At 70.1% G+C, this 15,394-nt stretch carries 14 protein-coding genes and 1 pseudogene; 8 read left to right on the forward strand and 7 right to left on the reverse strand.

Going from position 1 to position 15,394, the window contains the following annotated elements:
- Window positions 1-93: 93 nt before the first annotated feature.
- From ACFFJB_RS11445 to ACFFJB_RS11465, 5 genes are all read right to left on the reverse strand, one after another.
- Entirely contained in the window at window positions 94-429 is a 336-nt protein-coding gene (locus ACFFJB_RS11445) for a LapA family protein (protein WP_376831489.1), read from the reverse strand.
- 84 nt (window positions 430-513) lie between these two features.
- Complete coding sequence (locus ACFFJB_RS11450) at window positions 514-831, reverse strand: integration host factor subunit beta (RefSeq protein ID WP_376831490.1); 318 nt, start codon at window positions 829-831, stop codon at window positions 514-516.
- Between the two features lie 94 nt (window positions 832-925).
- Complete coding sequence (gene sppA / locus ACFFJB_RS11455; RefSeq protein ID WP_376831491.1) at window positions 926-1,882, reverse strand: signal peptide peptidase SppA; 957 nt, start codon at window positions 1,880-1,882, stop codon at window positions 926-928.
- 304 nt (window positions 1,883-2,186) lie between these two features.
- On the reverse strand, window positions 2,187-3,890 hold the full coding sequence (gene rpsA / locus ACFFJB_RS11460; RefSeq protein ID WP_376831492.1) for a 30S ribosomal protein S1: 1,704 nt from the start codon (window positions 3,888-3,890) through the stop codon (window positions 2,187-2,189).
- 437 nt (window positions 3,891-4,327) lie between these two features.
- Window positions 4,328-4,519, reverse strand: a complete 192-nt coding sequence (locus ACFFJB_RS11465) for a DUF1192 domain-containing protein (protein WP_376831493.1) — start codon at window positions 4,517-4,519, stop codon at window positions 4,328-4,330.
- Between the two features lie 276 nt (window positions 4,520-4,795).
- Here ACFFJB_RS11465 and ACFFJB_RS11470 point away from each other — a divergent pair, with 276 nt between their 5' ends.
- The 3 genes from ACFFJB_RS11470 (at window position 4,796) to ACFFJB_RS11480 (ending at window position 7,872) form a co-directional block, all read left to right on the forward strand.
- Window positions 4,796-5,806: an NAD(P)H-quinone oxidoreductase gene (locus ACFFJB_RS11470; protein ID WP_376831494.1), complete on the forward strand. Its 1,011-nt coding sequence runs from the start codon at window positions 4,796-4,798 to the stop codon at window positions 5,804-5,806.
- 229 nt (window positions 5,807-6,035) lie between these two features.
- Window positions 6,036-6,758 carry a DUF1013 domain-containing protein gene (locus ACFFJB_RS11475; RefSeq protein WP_376831495.1) on the forward strand — a complete coding sequence of 241 codons (723 nt, stop codon included), beginning with the start codon at window positions 6,036-6,038 and terminating at the stop codon, window positions 6,756-6,758.
- A gap of 160 nt (window positions 6,759-6,918) precedes the next feature.
- Window positions 6,919-7,872, forward strand: a complete 954-nt coding sequence (locus ACFFJB_RS11480; RefSeq protein ID WP_376831496.1) for an aldo/keto reductase — start codon at window positions 6,919-6,921, stop codon at window positions 7,870-7,872.
- 475 nt (window positions 7,873-8,347) lie between these two features.
- Here ACFFJB_RS11480 and ACFFJB_RS11485 read toward each other — a convergent pair whose 3' ends face one another.
- Window positions 8,348-10,273 carry a propionyl-CoA synthetase gene (locus ACFFJB_RS11485; protein WP_376831497.1) on the reverse strand — a complete coding sequence of 642 codons (1,926 nt, stop codon included), beginning with the start codon at window positions 10,271-10,273 and terminating at the stop codon, window positions 8,348-8,350.
- A 362-nt stretch (window positions 10,274-10,635) separates the two neighbouring features.
- On the opposite strand from ACFFJB_RS11485, the gene ACFFJB_RS11490 reads away from it, so the two are divergent.
- On the forward strand, window positions 10,636-12,264 hold the full coding sequence (locus tag ACFFJB_RS11490; protein WP_376831498.1) for an acyl-CoA synthetase: 1,629 nt from the start codon (window positions 10,636-10,638) through the stop codon (window positions 12,262-12,264).
- A 154-nt stretch (window positions 12,265-12,418) separates the two neighbouring features.
- Here the strand turns inward: ACFFJB_RS11490 and ACFFJB_RS11495 are convergent, their stop codons facing one another.
- Window positions 12,419-12,610 (reverse strand): YdcH family protein, encoded by a 192-nt coding sequence (locus ACFFJB_RS11495; protein ID WP_376831499.1) that lies wholly within the window; start codon window positions 12,608-12,610, stop codon window positions 12,419-12,421.
- Window positions 12,611-12,962: 352 nt separating this feature from the next.
- Between ACFFJB_RS11495 and ACFFJB_RS11500 the strand changes: the two genes are divergently transcribed.
- The 4 genes and pseudogenes from ACFFJB_RS11500 to rpsU form a co-directional block, all read left to right on the forward strand.
- A complete protein-coding gene (locus ACFFJB_RS11500) occupies window positions 12,963-13,196 on the forward strand; it encodes a YdcH family protein (RefSeq protein ID WP_376831500.1) in 234 nt (77 codons plus the stop codon).
- Between the two features lie 82 nt (window positions 13,197-13,278).
- Window positions 13,279-13,809 carry a 5-(carboxyamino)imidazole ribonucleotide mutase gene (gene purE / locus ACFFJB_RS11505; protein ID WP_376831501.1) on the forward strand — a complete coding sequence of 177 codons (531 nt, stop codon included), beginning with the start codon at window positions 13,279-13,281 and terminating at the stop codon, window positions 13,807-13,809.
- Between the two features lie 86 nt (window positions 13,810-13,895).
- Entirely contained in the window at window positions 13,896-14,972 is a 1,077-nt protein-coding gene (locus ACFFJB_RS11510) for a 5-(carboxyamino)imidazole ribonucleotide synthase (RefSeq protein ID WP_376831502.1), read from the forward strand.
- A 175-nt stretch (window positions 14,973-15,147) separates the two neighbouring features.
- Window positions 15,148-15,360, forward strand: a pseudogene (gene rpsU / locus ACFFJB_RS11515) (30S ribosomal protein S21); the annotation flags it as partial.
- Between the last annotated feature and the right edge of the window lie 34 nt (window positions 15,361-15,394).

Raw genomic sequence — 15,394 nt, forward strand, 5'->3', positions numbered from 1 at the left:
GGCGCCCGGCGGGGTCATCCGCGCCGGCGTCCGCGCAACAAAAAGCCGCCCCGCAGGGCGGCCGGCCGGCGTTCAGCCCGGCGCGCAGGCTCCTTACGGAGCCAGACGCCGCTGCTGCGGCTGCTTCTCCTCCAGCGCGTCGCGCAGGCGGGCCGTCTCCGCCTGCAGTTTCTCCAGCTGCCGGCGGTGGGCGCGCGCGGCGCGGCGATAGCGCCCCTGGGTCAGCCAGGCGGCGAAGCCGCCGAGCGCGACGCCGGCGGCGAGCGCGCCGAGCACGATGATATACAGCGGCGCGGAGAAGCCGACGCTGGCCGCGTCCCTGGCGAACGGATCCAGCGAAAAGGTCACCGGCGTGCGGTTGGCCGCGGCGACCAGCGCCAGAACCAGCGCCAGCGGAACCAGAACCAGATATTTCATGAACGCAGCCAAACCCCGCCTCCGACCCATTCGCCCCCTGCTCCGGACGCCGTCCGCCGGCGCGGCGCGCGGGCGCCGCGACCGTCCGCCAGCATATCAGCCCCGGGCCGCGCGCGCAGCCTTGCCGGTGACCGGCGTCTGGTTGAGGCGCATGCGCATTTCCTTGCCGGTCTTGAACACCGGCACAGCCTTCTGGCTCACCTCCACGGCCTCGCCGGTGCGCGGGTTGCGGCCGATGCGGGCCTCGCGGGTCTTCACCGAAAAGGCGCCGAAACCGCGCAGCTCCACGCGGTCGCCATTGGCCAGCGCCTGGGTGATCTCGTCCAGGATGGCGTTGACGATATTCTCCACATCGCGCTGGTACAGGTGCGGATTGTACTCGGCGATGCGCTGGACGAGTTCAGACTTGATCATGTGATCTCACTCCCTGCTTCCCTGTCGCCGGCGCGCCCTGCGCGGGCGCGTCTCCGGCGCTGCCTGTTGTCCGGCGCGGCGGCCGCGGCCCCGCTCAGGGCGACTGCGGCCCGGTCCAGACCGCCAGCAGCCCGCCGGCCGGGTCCGCCGGCTGGGCGGCCTGCTCCAGCGTCCGCGCCAGAGTCTCGAGCCCGGAGAGCCGCGCCGCCTGCGCCCCAAGGCTGGCGAGGCTGAAGCCCCCTGCGCGCTGCGGCTTCCACTCCCGGATCTTCAGGCCGGCGGCGATTCCCTTTTCCTTCTCCAGCCAGCGCAGGGCGTCGCGCTCGTCGCCGGTCTGGTCGATGAGCCGCAACGCCAGCGCCTGGCGGCCGGTGAACACGCGTCCGTCGGAGACCTTCGCCAGCGCCTCGCCCTCGATGCCGCGGCGCGTCCGCACCAGATCGCGGAACCATGCGTAGGAATCGGCCACCACGGCGGCCATCGCCTCGTTGGCCGCCGGCGGGGTCGGCGCGAACGGATTGGGCGAGGCCTTCAGGGGGCTGGACTTGATCTCGTCGACCTTCACGCCCACGCGGTCCAGCAGCACGCTGAAATTCGGAAACTGCATGATGACGCCGATGGAGCCCACCAGCGAGGTGTCCCGGGCGAGAATCCGGTCGGCGCCCAGCGCCACCATATAGGCGCCCGAGGCGCCCAGCGAATTGATCACCGCCACGGTCGGCTTCTTTTTCGAAAGCTCGCGCAGCGCGGCGTAAATGTCGGCGGAGCCGGTGACGCCGCCGCCGGGACTGTCGATGGCCACGATCACGGCGCGGGCGGACGGCGTCTCGCCCACGCGCCGCAGCATGTCCAGCGTGGCGCGGCTGCCGGTGATCACGCCGGTGACGTTCACCCGCGCCACGTGCTCGCCGCCGGCGACTCCCTCGCGCGAGGCGACCACGCCGGCGAAAACCACCGCGCCCAGAACCGCGACGACGGCGAGGGCGCGCCACGCCGCCAGACGGCGACGCAGCAGGCGTCTGTCCACCAGCAGTTCAGCGTCCGAGAACATCCGCTCCTCCGCATGCGTCCGCCGCAGTCCCCAAACGGGATGCATGCGTCATTTGCCTGCCCCGACGCGTTCTGTCATCTGAAAAAAACGGCGGAATTACAAGGCGCGGGAATTCGCCGCCGCCGTCACGACACACAGAAACCCGGCGACGCGGGCGGCGGCGCCCCCGCGGGCACGCGGCCCTGGGGAAAACGCCGGCGCGGGGCCGCAGTCCCGGAAATGCGACGGGCCTCCGGCCAGCCCGCGCAAAAAAAGCGGCGGGCCGGAGGCCCGCCGCATTTCCGGGACTGCTGTCCCGCGCGGCTTACTTCTTCTCGCTGGCGCGACGCAGGGCCGCGCCAAGGATGTCGCCGAGCGAGGCGCCCGAGTCGGAGGAGCCGTAGTTGGCGATGGCCTCCTTCTCCTCGGCCACTTCCAGCGCCTTGATCGACAGCTGGATGCGGCGGGCCTTGCGGTCGAACTGGACGACGCGGGCGTCGACCTTCTCGCCGGGAGCGAAGCGCTCGGGGCGCTGGTCGGCGCGGTCGCGGGCCAGCTCGGAACGCTTGATGAAGGCGGTGAGGTCGCTGTCGGCCAGCTTCACCTCGAGGCCGCCGTCCTTCACCTCAAGCACTTCGCAGGTGACCACCTGGCCGCGGCGCAGGTCGCCCGCGTCCACGAAGGGGTCGCCGGCGAGCTGCTTGATGCCGAGCGAGATGCGCTCCTTCTCGACGTCCACGTCGAGAACCTGGGCGCGGACGATGTCGCCCTTCTTGAACTCCTCGATGACCTGCTCGCCCGGACGGTTCCAGTCGAGATCCGACAGGTGGACCATGCCGTCCACGTCGCCGTCGAGGCCGATGAACAGGCCGAACTCGGTCTTGTTCTTGACCTCGCCCTCGACCTCGGAGCCCACCGGATGGGCCTGGGCGAAGGCCTCCCACGGGTTCTGCAGGGTCTGCTTGAGGCCCAGCGAGATGCGGCGCTTGACCGGATCGACCTCGAGGATCTGCACCTCGACCTCCTGGCTGGTCGAGACGATCTTGCCAGGATGGACGTTCTTCTTGGTCCACGACATCTCGGAGACGTGGATCAGGCCCTCGATGCCCGGCTCCAGCTCCACGAAGGCGCCGTAGTCGGTGATGTTGGTCACGCGGCCGGTGAGGCGCGAGTTGACCGGATAACGCTGGGCGATGCCCTCCCACGGATCGGCGAGAAGCTGCTTCATGCCCAGCGAGATGCGGTGCGTCTCGTGGTTGATCTTGATGATCTTGACCTGGACGGTCTGGCCGATGGACACCACCTCGGACGGATGGTTGACGCGGCGCCACGCCATGTCGGTGACGTGCAGCAGGCCGTCGATGCCGCCGAGATCAACGAACGCGCCGTACTCGGTGATGTTCTTGACGACGCCCTCGATGACCTGGCCTTCCTCGAGGTTGGCCACCAGCTCGGAACGGGCCTCGGCGCGGGTCTCCTCCAGCACGGTGCGGCGGGAGACGACGATGTTGCCGCGGCGGCGGTCCATCTTCAGGATCTGGAACGGCTGCGGCACGCCCATGAGCGGGGTGACGTCGCGCACCGGACGGATGTCCACCTGCGAACGCGGCAGGAAGGCCACGGCGCCGTCCAGGTCGACGGTGTAGCCGCCCTTGACCTGGTTGAAGATGACGCCCTGCACCTTCTCGTTGTTCTCGAAGGCGCGCTCGAGCTTGATCCAGCTCTCCTCGCGGCGGGCCTTGTCGCGGCTGATGACGGCTTCGCCAAGCGCGTTCTCGATGCGCTCCAGGTAAACCTCGACCTCATCGCCGACGGCGAGCGGCTGGTCACGGCCAGGACCGGTGAACTCCTTCAGGGGCACGCGACCCTCGGTCTTCAGACCGATGTCGATGACCGCCACGTCCTTCTCGATGGCGACGACCGTACCCTTGATGACCGAGCCTTCCTGGGCTTCGGAACGGCCGAAGGACTCTTCGAGCAGCGTGGCGAACTCTTCACGCGACGGCTGATGGGATGCAACTGATGACATGTAAGCTCCTGGAGCCCTGGTTGGGCCCGTGCGTCGACGGCTGGCGTTGAACATGCGCTCCGTCTGCGACGACGCGGCCTGGAGGACCGGATCCGCTGCCCCGTGGGGCAGGTCGACGCATGAAACCGCAGAGGGAAACGCGACCGGCAGCGTCGGCGACTTTCCGCGCCCGCCTGAAATACGCGGAGCGCACGCGCGCCAGCATGCCGGATGCGGGCTCATATAAAACAATCAGTGGCTGTCCACAACCGCGGCGACGGACGCAGATCCTGGAATTTCGAAGAATTTCCGGCTCACGAAGGCGAGACTGGCCGCGCTCCGCCGGCGTTGTCCGCCGGCGCGGGCCCGCCAGCCTCCAGGCCCCTGCGGCGATGCCCGTGCGCCATGCGCTCCTCCCCCGGCGCCCCTTCCCCCGTCCCCCCCCCGCCGCGGCGGCGCTAGCGGCGGAACAGGGAATCCGCGGCGGCGCGCGAGGCGGCCTTGCGCTGCATCTCCTGCTCCAGCCGGACGATTTCGGCCCGCAGCAGCGCGATGCGCGCGGCCAGCTCGTCCACCGAGAGCGGCGACAGGTCCTGGCCGATCTGGTGCGCGGCCGTCTCCCGCGCCGGCCTTTCCGGAAATTCATCCATGGACTGGTCTCTCCCCGCCGCCCGTCCCGCCACGCCGCCCGTTCCCAGGCTCCTTTCTTTTCGGACGGCCTGTTTTCGGGCCTCCTGTTTTCGGGCCCGTTCCTGTCCCGCATCCATTTTCCGGCGCCGCCGGGGCCGGGCGGTCCCGGAGCCGATTGTCTGCGCGCGGCCTTTGCAACAAGGTTAGCGGCGATCCTGGCGCGAGTCGACGCGCCCGCAACGTCCGTCCTGACCGGTAGCACCCCGGAGCGACGCCCAACCCGGAGCAACGCCCACATGTCCGCGCCCGCGACATCCCTGCCCGAGACCATGAACGCCGTCGAAATCACCGCCCCCGGCGGACCGGACGTGCTGAAGCCCACCCGCCGCCCGGTTCCGGCGCCCGGCGAGGGCGAGATCCTGGTGCGGGTGACCGCCGCCGGCGTCAACCGCCCGGACGTGATCCAGCGTCAGGGCTCCTATCCGCCGCCGCCCGGCGCCTCCGACCTGCCGGGCCTGGAGATCGCCGGCGAGGTGGTCGCCGCCGGCCCCGGCGCCGGCCGCTTCCCGGTGGGGGCGCGGGTGTGCGCCCTCATCGCCGGCGGCGGCTACGCCGAATATGCGACGGTGCACGAGAGCAACGCCCTGCCGGTTCCGGAGGGCTTCTCCGACATTGAGGCCGCCGGCGTGCCGGAGACCTTCTTCACGGTGTGGACCAACGTGTTCGACCGCGCCGGCCTCACCGCCGGCGAGAGCTTCCTCGTCCATGGCGGAACCTCCGGCATCGGCACCACCGCCATCATGCTGGCCAGGGCGTTTGGCGCGAGAGTATTCGCCACCGCCGGCACGGACGAAAAATGCGCCGAGTGCCGCCGGCTGGGCGCCGACCTCGCCATCAACTACCGCACCCAGGATTTCGTGAAGGAGGTGAAGGCGGCCACCGGCGGCGCCGGCGTCAACGTCATCCTCGACATGGTGGGCGGCGACTATATCCAGAGGAACTACGAGGCCGCCGCGGTGGACGGGCGCATCGTCCAGATCGCCTTTCTCAACGGCCCGAAGGCCACGGTGGACTTCACCCGGCTGATGATGAAACGCCTCACCCACACCGGCTCCACGCTGCGCGCCCGCCCGGTGGCGGCCAAGGCGGCCATCGCCCGCGCGCTGGAGGAGAAGGTGTGGCCGCTGCTGGCCGCCGGCGCCGTCCGCCCGGTGATCCACGCCGTGTTCCCGCTGGAGGAGGCGGCGAAGGCCCATGCGCTGATGGAGTCGGGCGCCCATGTGGGCAAGATCGTGCTGACGCCGTAACGGCGGCGGCGCAAACCCGGGCGGCGCCGGGCAAAGGCGGCGGGCGACGCGCCGCCGTTGCGCCGCGGGCCGCGGCCCCTTATATAGGGAGCGTTCCCCACCAGTTCTGAATTTCGTATCCTCAGGGTACGTCGCTCCGGCCGGAAGCCGGGCCGGAGCACGGGAGGGGTCTGCATTTTCGTCTGCGCGCGGGGCGCGCTGAGGACCTGAACGGAAGGAACCGAACCCCATGTCCGCCGGACCGCTCATGCCGAAAGCCACAGCCATCTGGCTGGTGGACAACACTTCCCTGACGTTCGAGCAGATTGGCGAGTTCTGCAAGCTGCATCCGCTGGAAGTGAAGGGCATCGCTGACGGCGAGGTCGCCGCCGGCATCAAGGGTCTTGATCCGGTGCTGAGCGGCCAGCTCGACCGCGAGGAGATCGAGCGGGGCCAGAAGGACCCGAACTATCGCCTCAAGCTGCGGGAGCCGCGCGTCAAGCTGCCGGAGCCCAAGCGCGGCCGCGGCCCGCGCTACACGCCGGTGTCGCGCCGTCACGACCGGCCCAACGCCATCCTCTGGCTGCTGCGCAACCATCCGGAGCTGAAGGACGCGCAGATCATGCGGCTGGTCGGCACCACCAAGAACACCATCCAGCAGATCCGCGAGCGCACCCACTGGAACATGGCGGCGCTCTCGCCCATGGACCCGGTGACCCTCGGCCTGTGCTCGCAGATCGACCTGGACCTGGAGGTCTCCAAGGCCGCCAAGGACCGGCCGCGCGCGCTGGAGGAATCCGGCGACACCCTGCTGCCGGCGGAGGTCACCACCGCCGCGGAGCCGGCGAGCCCGTTCGCCGACATGGAGCGGCCCCGCAGCGAGCCGGAGAAGCTCGACGTGGGCGCGGTGTTCGCCAAACTCGGCGGCTCCTCGAAACGCAGCCGCGACGAGGACGAGGACGAGGATTTCTGATCCGCCGTCGCGGCGGCGTCACGATCCGGAAAGGGCCGGGCGGCGAGCCCGGCCTTTTTTCATGCCCTGCGCGCGGTTTTTGTCCGCGCCGGCAGGGCCTTGCGCCGGGCGCGCAATGCGCCATGCTGGCCGCGACAGGACATCGTCACGGGAGAACGCCATGGAGAAGCGCGCGCTCGGGCGGTCGGGCATCATGGTCCCGCCGCTGTGCTTTGGCGGCAACGTGTTCGGCTGGACCGCCGACGCCGCCACCTCTTACGCCCTGCTGGACGCGCTGGTGGAGGCGGGCTTCAACTTCATCGACACGGCGGACGTCTATTCGGTGTGGGTCCCGGGCCATGCGGGCGGGGAATCCGAGAGCATCATCGGCGACTGGCTGGCGCTGCGCGGCGGCCGCGACCGGGTGATCATCGCCACCAAGGTGGGCGGGCAGCTCAGCGCGGAGAAAAAGGGGCTGAAGCGGGCGCGCATCATCGAGGCGGTGGAGGAGTCGCTGCGGCGGCTGAAGACCGATTACATCGACCTCTACCAGTCGCATTTCGACGACCCCGACACCCCGGTTGAAGAGCCGCTGGAAGCCTACGAGCAGCTGATCCGCGCCGGCAAGGTGCGGGCCATCGGCGCCTCCAACTTCGCGCCGGAGCGGCTGCGGGCGGCGCTGGACGCCAGCAGGAGGGGCCTGCCGCGCTACGAAACCTTCCAGCCCGAATACAATCTCTACGCCCGCGACAGTTTCGAGGGGCCGCTGCAGCAGATCTGCCTTGAGGAGGAGGTTGGCGTCATTCCCTATTTCGCCCTCGCCGCCGGTTTTCTCACGGGCAAGTACCGGTCGGAGGCGGACCTGGGCAAGAGCCCGCGCGGGGCGCGGTCCATTCCGAAATATCTGAACCCGCGGGGCCTGCGCATTCTGGCGGCGCTGGACACGGTGGCGGCGCGCCACGACGCCACGCCGGCGCGCATCGCCCTGGCGTGGCTGATGACGCGCCCGGCCGTCACCGCGCCAATCGCCAGCGCCACCAGCCTCGCCCAGCTGCAGGAGCTGTTCGCGGCGGCCGAGGTGAAGCTCACGGATCTTGACCTCCAGGAGCTGGAAACGGCGAGCGCGCCCGCCTGAGGGGCGCGCAGGCGCAGCCGGGAGCGGCCGCGCCATGACGGCCAGGGAGACGGCCAGGGGGACGGGCAAGGGGATGGCGATGGCGCGCGACCTGTGGTGCCGCCCCGGGAACGAAGCCCCCAGGGGGCGCGTGACCTCCGGCGGGCCAGGCGGCCGCGCGGCGGCCGTCGCCCGCACGCTGCGGACGCTTCAGGGCGGCGGAGGAAACCGGCGCGGGGCGGCCGCCTCGCTCACCGGCGCGCACGTCCCGGACGGCCGCGCCCCCCTGTTGGCCCCGTCACGCCCGGGCAGCCCCGGGCGTCCATGTTCCTGGCCGCAGCGGGCCGGGCCGTGCATGCGCCTCCCGCCCCGCAGGAACGGTCCACATCAGACAGGCGCCGGGCGAAAAGCCCCCGCCCCCGCGGAGCGCCGGCCGGCGGACAGGGCGACGGCGGCCCCTGCCTGCCCGCGTCACGGGCCCGGGGGCGGACGGGCGTCAGCCGCGCGGGCGCTGCAGCGCCGCGGCGATCTCGTCCAGCGCCGCCGGGTCCTCGATCGTCGCCGGCGTCGTCCATTCCTCACGGTCGGCGATCTTCTTCATCACGCCGCGCAGGATCTTGCCGGAACGCGTCTTCGGCAGCCGGTCCACGGTGATCGCCGTCCTGAACGCCGCCACCGGACCGATCTTTTCGCGCACCAGGGCCACGATCTCCTGCTCGATCTCGAACGGGTTCTGGCTGACGCCGCGCTTCAGCACCACGAAGCCGCAGGGAATCTCGCCCTTGAGCGCGTCCTTCACGCCGATCACCGCGCATTCCGCCACCGCCGGATGCGTGGCGATGACCTCCTCCATGCCGCCGGTGGAGAGCCGGTGGCCGGCGACGTTGATGATGTCGTCGGTGCGGCCCATCACGTAGATGTAGCCGTCGGCGTCGATGAAGCCGGCGTCGCCGGTGCGGTAGTAGCCGGGGAAATCGTCGAGATAGGCCGAGCGGAAGCGCGCCTCGTCGTTCCACAGCGTCGGCAGGCAGCCGGGCGGCAGCGGCAGGCGGATCGCCACCGAGCCCATCACGTCCGGCCCGACCTGGCGGCCCTGGTCGTCGAGGATCTGCACGTCATAGCCCGGCATCGGCACGCCGGCGGAGCCATGTTTCACCGGCAGCAGGCCAAGGCCCACGGGATTGCCGGCGATGGCCCAGCCCGTCTCCGTCTGCCACCAGTGATCGATCACCGGCACGCCCAGCACCTTCTCCGCCCACTGGATGGTCTCCGGATCGGCGCGCTCGCCGGCGAGGAACAGCGTGCGGAAGCCCGAAAGATCATGTTTGCGCGCGAACGCGCCTTCCGGATCCTCCTTGCGGATGGCGCGCAGCGCGGTGGGCGCGGTGAACAGCGCCTTCACGCCATGCTCGCAGATCACCCGCCAGAAGGCGCCGGCGTCCGGCGTGCCCACCGGCTTGCCCTCATAGAGCACGGTCGTGGCGCCGTGCGTCAGCGGGCCGTAGACGATGTAGCTGTGGCCCACCACCCAGCCGACGTCAGAAGCCGTCCAGAAGGTCTCGCCGGGCGCGACGCCATAGAGCCACTTCATCGACCAGGCGAGGGCGACGAGATAGCCGCCGGTGTCGCGCACCACGCCCTTCGGCTTGCCGGTGGTGCCGGAGGTATAGAGGATGTAGAGCGGATCGGCGGCGTCCACCGCCACGCAGTCGGCGGCGGCCCCGGCGTCGCGCGCCCGCTCGACGAGCGTGGCCCAGTCGAGGTCGCGCCCCTTCGCCAGCTTCGCCTCGGCCTGCGGCCGCTGCAGCACCACGCAGGCGGCCGGCGCGTGGCCGGCCAGCTCCAGCGCCTCGTCCAGCATCGGCTTGTAGGGAACGATCTTCTGCCCCTCGATGCCGCAGGAGGCGGCGAGGATCACCTTCGGCTGCGCGTCGGCGATGCGGGTGGCCAGCTCGCGCGCCGCGAAGCCGCCGAACACCACCGAATGGATGGCCCCGAGACGGGCGCAGGCCAGCATGGCGAACACCGCCTCGGGAACCATCGGCATGTAGATGATCACCCGGTCGCCCTTGCCGACGCCAAGGTCGCGCAGCACGGCGGCCAGCAGCCGCACCTCCGCCAGCAGGCCGCTGTAGGAGATGACGCGCTTCGCGCCGGTGACCGGGCTGTCGTAGATGATGGCCGGCTGGGCGCCGCGGCCGCGCTCCACATGGCGGTCCACGGCGTTGTAACAGGCGTTGAGCCGCCCGTCGGCGAACCAGCGGCCGCAGACGCCGGCGGCGGGATCAAAAACGGTCCGCGGCCGGCGCATCCAGTCGATGCTCCCGGCCGCCTCCTGCCAGAACGCCGCCGGATCGCGCCTCGCGCGCTCCCAGGCGGCGGCGTAGCCGCCGGCGCCCGCTGCTGTCGTTTTCTGGACCACGTCGTCCCTCTGCGTTGGGGGCGCGCCAGCGACGCGCCCGTGATGTCCTGACGCGCGCCGTGGCGCGACGCCTTAACCATAACTCCGGCCGCGGGCGCGCGCACCCTGCGCGCGCGCGACTTCCGTCGCATTGCATGACCGGCGCGCAGCCCCCGTCGCCCCCGGCCGGAAGAGGCATGGACGGCGCAGCCCCGCGCGGTCCCGGCCTCCGCCAAACGCCGTATTGCCAGCGGCGGCCGAACGGTGTCCATTCCGCCGCGGGGGCGCCCCCGCCCGCGCGACGTCCCGCGGCCCAGGCCGGCGCCGGGATCAGCGCCCTCCGGGAGCCACGCCCCGCCACCCCCCAAGTCAAGGAGCGTCGCATGACGTCGATTTTCGACCGCGATCTTGACCGCAATCCGGCCAACTTCCAGCCGCTTACGCCCCTCTCCTATCTGGCGCGGGCGGCCGCCGTCTTTCCTGACCATGTGGCGGTGATCCACGGCGGGCTGCGACGCAGCTACCGGGAGCTGTACGCGCGTTGCCGCCGCCTCGCCTCGGCGCTGCGGAGTGCCGGGGTGAAACGCATGGACACGGTCTCGGTGATGCTCACCAACACGCCGGAAATGGTGGAATGCCACTACGGCGTGCCCATGTGCGGCGCGGTGCTCAACACGCTCAACACCCGCCTCGACGCCGCCGTGCTCGCCTTCACCCTCGATCACGCCGAAACGAAGGTGCTGATCACGGACCGCGAATATTCCGGCGTGGTGAAGGAGGCGCTCGCCCAGGCGAAGGCGAAGCCGCTGGTGATCGACGTGGACGACCCTGAATATGACGGGCGCGGCGAACGGCTTGGCGGGCAGGATTATGAAAGCTTCATCGCCGGCGGCGACCCGGATTTCGAATGGGTGCGCCCGCAGGACGAGTGGGACGCGATCTCGCTCAACTACACCTCCGGCACCACCGGCGATCCCAAGGGCGTGGTCTACCACCACCGCGGCGCGGCGCTGCTGGCCATGGGCAACGTCATCAGCTGCGGCATGCAGAAGCATCCGGTGTATCTGTGGACGCTGCCCATGTTCCACTGCAACGGCTGGTGCTTTCCGTGGACGCTGTCGGTGATGGCGGGCACGCACGTGTGCCTGCGCCAGGTGCGCGCCGGCGCCATTTACCGGCTGATCGCCGAGCATGGCGTCACCCACCTGTGCGGCGCGCCCATCGTCATGGCCACGCTGCTGAACGCGCCGGACGACGAAAAGCGCCCCTTCTCTCACAGGGTGTCGTTCACCACCGCCGCGGCTCCGCCGCCGGAGGCGGTGCTGGCCGGCATGGCCGCCGCGGGCTTCGAAGTCACCCATGTCTACGGCCTCACCGAGACCTACGGCCCCTCGGTCGTCAACGAGTGGCATGACGAATGGAGCGCGCTGGCGCCGGCGGAGCAGGCGCAGAAAAAGGCGCGCCAGGGCGTGCCCTATCCGGTGCTGGACGGCCTCGCCGTCCTGGATCCGCAGACCATGCAGCCCGTGCCCGCCGACGGCCAGACCATGGGCGAGGTGATGATGCGCGGCAACGTGGTCATGAAAGGCTACCTGAAGAATCCCGCCGCGACGCAGAAGGCCTTCGCCGGCGGCTGGTTCCACTCCGGCGACCTCGGCGTGATGCACCCGGACGGCTACGTGCAGCTCAGGGACCGCTCCAAGGACATCATCATCTCCGGCGGCGAGAACATCTCCTCCATCGAGGTTGAGGACGCGCTCTACAAGCATCCGGCCGTGGCCAACGTGGCCGTGGTCGCCCGCCCGGACGAGAAATGGGGCGAAACGCCCTGCGCCTTCGTGGAGCTGAAGCCCGGCCAGAGCGCCACGGCGGAGGAGCTGGTCGAATGGTGCCGCGCCCGCCTCGCCCGCTACAAGATCCCCAAAACCATCGTCTTCGAGGAGATTCCGAAGACGTCCACCGGCAAGCTGCAGAAATTCCTGCTGCGCGAGCGGGTCAAAAACCTCCCGTAACGGCAGGTGACGCGCCGCCGCGCCGGACGGACGGAAATACTGAAAGAAATCCTGGAAACAGAAGAGCCCGGCGCGCGCCGGGCTCCATTGCCGGCCAGACTGTGCGCCGTCGCGTCAGCGGCCCGCGGCCGGACCGTGACGCGCCGCGGCGTGCTCAGTGCACCGCGCCGCTCCCGTTGAGCTTTCCGCGCAGGCGCTCGATCTCGTCTTTAAGCTGCAGTTTCTTCCGCTTGAGCTCGGTCAGGACGACATCAGGCGTACCCGGCTGTCTGCGCGCCGCCTCAAGCTCCCTGTCAATCGCGTGATGACGCTTCTCCAGTTCGGACAGATGGGATTGCACGCTCATGACGGATCCTTTCGTCGTTGCGGACGACATGAGGATGGCACAGGGATTGTGGCGAAGAAAGGTCATGCAGGGACGCGCGGCTGCGGCCCCGGTCGCCAGGCCGGAGCGGAACCGCAAGGAAAACCGTTGCGGCCGGCGCGAACGGCGCGACTCCGTCCGCCCAACTCCGTAACGTCTTCCTGACGCCGCCGCGGGCCCGGTTCACCGGATTGTGAACGCTTGCCCTTGGCCGCAATGTGCGCATAATCTGGCCGCAGGCGAAGGGGGGACGACCCGAAAAAGCGTCGCGCCGCCAGCAGGTTACGGACGCTCCTGCGTCGTCGCCCCCGCGTCGCGCACATCTGGATGCATGATGACCGAACCTGACGAGCCAGCGGACGCTTCCGGCGGGCACGCGCAGCGACTGCGCGCCGAACTCCAGCAGCTGAAACAGGAGCACCGTGACCTGGACGCCGCCATCAGCGCCCTCGCCGAGGCGGGCTTCGCCGACCTCCTGCAACTGCAGCGTCTGAAGAAACGCAAGCTGCTGCTGAAGGATCGCATCAGTCACCTCGAGGACGTCCTTACCCCGGACATCATCGCCTGAGCCTCGATTTTCCCGAAAAATGCTTGCGCGACGTCCTTCCTGCCGGTAACAGCGCTTTTTCCGTGTTAGCGAGCACCAGTCCATGGCCATCAGCACCGGCAAGACCGGCGGGAAAAAGGGCGGCTCCGCCACGCCCGTCGCCATCATCATGGGCAGCCAGTCCGACTGGGCGACCATGCGCCACGCCTCCGAGACGCTGGACGCGCTTGGCGTCGGTCATGAATGCCTGATCGTCTCCGCCCACCGCACGCCGCAGCGGCTGTACGCGTTCGCCACCGGCGCGCGCGAGGCCGGCTTCCGGGTGATCATCGCCGGCGCCGGCGGCGCCGCCCACCTGCCCGGCATGACCGCGGCGCTGACGCCGCTGCCGGTGTTCGGCGTGCCGGTTGAGTCAAAGGCGCTCTCCGGCAAGGACAGCCTGCTCTCCATCGTGCAGATGCCCGGCGGCGTTCCCGTCGGCACCCTCGCCATCGGCAAGGCCGGCGCCATCAACGCGGCGCTGCTGGCCGCGGCGGTGCTGGCGCTGAACGACCCGGAGCTGGCGGAGCGGCTGGACGCCTGGCGCGCCCGCCAGAGCGAAAGCGTGGCGCTGCGCCCGTCGGACGAGGCGTAACGGCCCGCTCCGCCCGTGCGGCCATCGGGCTTTCCGCGGCCCTCCGGGGCCGCTTTCCTGTCCATGTGAACGGAACTGACGACGACATGCTGCGACCTGGGGCGTGCATCGGGATTCTGGGCGGCGGCCAGCTGGGCCGCATGCTGGCCGTCGCCGCGGCCGGCTACGGGCTGAAGTGCTGCATCTACTGCCCGGACGCGGGCAGCCCGGCCTTCGACGTGGCGGCCGGCTTCATCCAGGCCCCGTGGGACGACGAGACGGCGCTGGCCCGCTTCTGCGAGCGCGTCGACGTCGTCACCTATGAGTTTGAGAACATTCCGGCCGAAACCGCCGCGTTCATCGCCGCCCGCCGGCCGCTGCTGCCGGGGCTGAAGGCGCTGGAGACCTCCCAGGACCGGCTCGCCGAGAAAACCTTCGTCGCCTCCCTCGGCGTCGGCACCGCTCCCTTCGCCGCCGTAAGCTCGGCGGCGGAGCTGGAAGCGGCGCTGGCGCAGATCGGCCGCCCGGCGATCCTCAAGACCCGCCGTTTCGGCTATGACGGCAAGGGCCAGACGCGCATCGACGCCGGCGACAGCGCCGGGGCGGCCTTCGACGTCATCGGCCGCCAGCCGGCGATCCTGGAGGGCTTCGTGCCCTTCGCGAAGGAAGTGTCGGTGGTGTGCGCCCGCGGAGCCGACGGCGGCTTCGTCGCCTTCGACGTGTGCGAGAACGTGCACCGCAACCACATTCTCGACGTCACCACCGTGCCGGCCAGCATCGCGCCGCGCACGGCGGCGAAGGCCGTGGAGGCCGCCCGCCGCATCGCGCAGGCGCTGGACTATGTGGGCGTGCTGACGGTGGAGATGTTCGTGCTGGCCGACGGCGAGACGCTGCTGGTCAACGAAACCGCGCCGCGGGTGCACAATTCCGGCCACTGGACCATTGAGGGCGCGCGGACCTCGCAGTTCCAGCAGCACGTGCGCGCCATCTGCGGCTGGCCGCTGGGCGACGCCGGCCGCTACGGACGCGCCACCATGACCAATCTCATCGGCGACGACATCGACGCCTGGCGCGAAATCCTGGCCGAGCCGGGCGCATGCCTGCATCTTTACGGCAAGGCAGAGGCCCGGAAGGGCCGCAAGATGGGCCACGTCACCCGGATCTTTCCGGAAAACGGCCTGTGAGCCGCGCCCGCGGCGCCGCGGTCCGCGCCGGCTTGCGCGCGCCGGAACCTCGAATTCCGCCTTCGTGCGCTATGGACTCGCAGGTGGATATCTGGTACCCGCAACCCGACGGCGCAATCTGACGTTCGCGCCGAACGGTCGCCTATTTCCATATCAAACCTTGGGACGAATTCGCGTGCAGGTACTTGTCCGTGACAACAACGTCGATCAGGCCCTCCGGGCTCTGAAAAAGAAGCTGCAGCGGGAAGGCGTTTTCCGCGAGATGAAGCTTCGCGACCATTACGAGAAGCCCTCCGAGAAGCGCGCCCGCGAGAAGGCCGAGGCCATCCGCCGCGCCCGCAAGCTGGCCCGCAAGAAACTGCAGCGCGAAGGCCTGCTGCCGATGAAGGGGCGCGGTCGCTGACGTCCGCTCCGGCGCGCTG

The organism is Camelimonas abortus (genome assembly GCF_042432745.1).
GTDB lineage: Bacteria > Pseudomonadota > Alphaproteobacteria > Rhizobiales > Beijerinckiaceae > Camelimonas > Camelimonas abortus.

Excerpts from the sequence above, each read along its gene's own strand:
- ACFFJB_RS11450 (WP_376831490.1), bottom strand. The coding sequence starts at position 831 with ATGATCAAGTCTGAACTCGTCCAGCGCATCGCCGAGTACAATCCGCAC.
- sppA (WP_376831491.1), bottom strand. The coding sequence starts at position 1,882 with ATGTTCTCGGACGCTGAACTGCTGGTGGACAGACGCCTGCTGCGTCGC.
- rpsA (WP_376831492.1), bottom strand. The coding sequence starts at position 3,890 with ATGTCATCAGTTGCATCCCATCAGCCGTCGCGTGAAGAGTTCGCCACG.
- ACFFJB_RS11465 (WP_376831493.1), bottom strand. The coding sequence starts at position 4,519 with ATGGATGAATTTCCGGAAAGGCCGGCGCGGGAGACGGCCGCGCACCAG.
- ACFFJB_RS11470 (WP_376831494.1), top strand. The coding sequence starts at position 4,796 with ATGTCCGCGCCCGCGACATCCCTGCCCGAGACCATGAACGCCGTCGAA.
- ACFFJB_RS11475 (WP_376831495.1), top strand. The coding sequence starts at position 6,036 with ATGTCCGCCGGACCGCTCATGCCGAAAGCCACAGCCATCTGGCTGGTG.
- ACFFJB_RS11480 (WP_376831496.1), top strand. The coding sequence starts at position 6,919 with ATGGAGAAGCGCGCGCTCGGGCGGTCGGGCATCATGGTCCCGCCGCTG.
- ACFFJB_RS11490 (WP_376831498.1), top strand. The coding sequence starts at position 10,636 with ATGACGTCGATTTTCGACCGCGATCTTGACCGCAATCCGGCCAACTTC.
- ACFFJB_RS11495 (WP_376831499.1), bottom strand. The coding sequence starts at position 12,610 with ATGAGCGTGCAATCCCATCTGTCCGAACTGGAGAAGCGTCATCACGCG.
- ACFFJB_RS11500 (WP_376831500.1), top strand. The coding sequence starts at position 12,963 with ATGACCGAACCTGACGAGCCAGCGGACGCTTCCGGCGGGCACGCGCAG.
- purE (WP_376831501.1), top strand. The coding sequence starts at position 13,279 with ATGGCCATCAGCACCGGCAAGACCGGCGGGAAAAAGGGCGGCTCCGCC.
- ACFFJB_RS11510 (WP_376831502.1), top strand. The coding sequence starts at position 13,896 with ATGCTGCGACCTGGGGCGTGCATCGGGATTCTGGGCGGCGGCCAGCTG.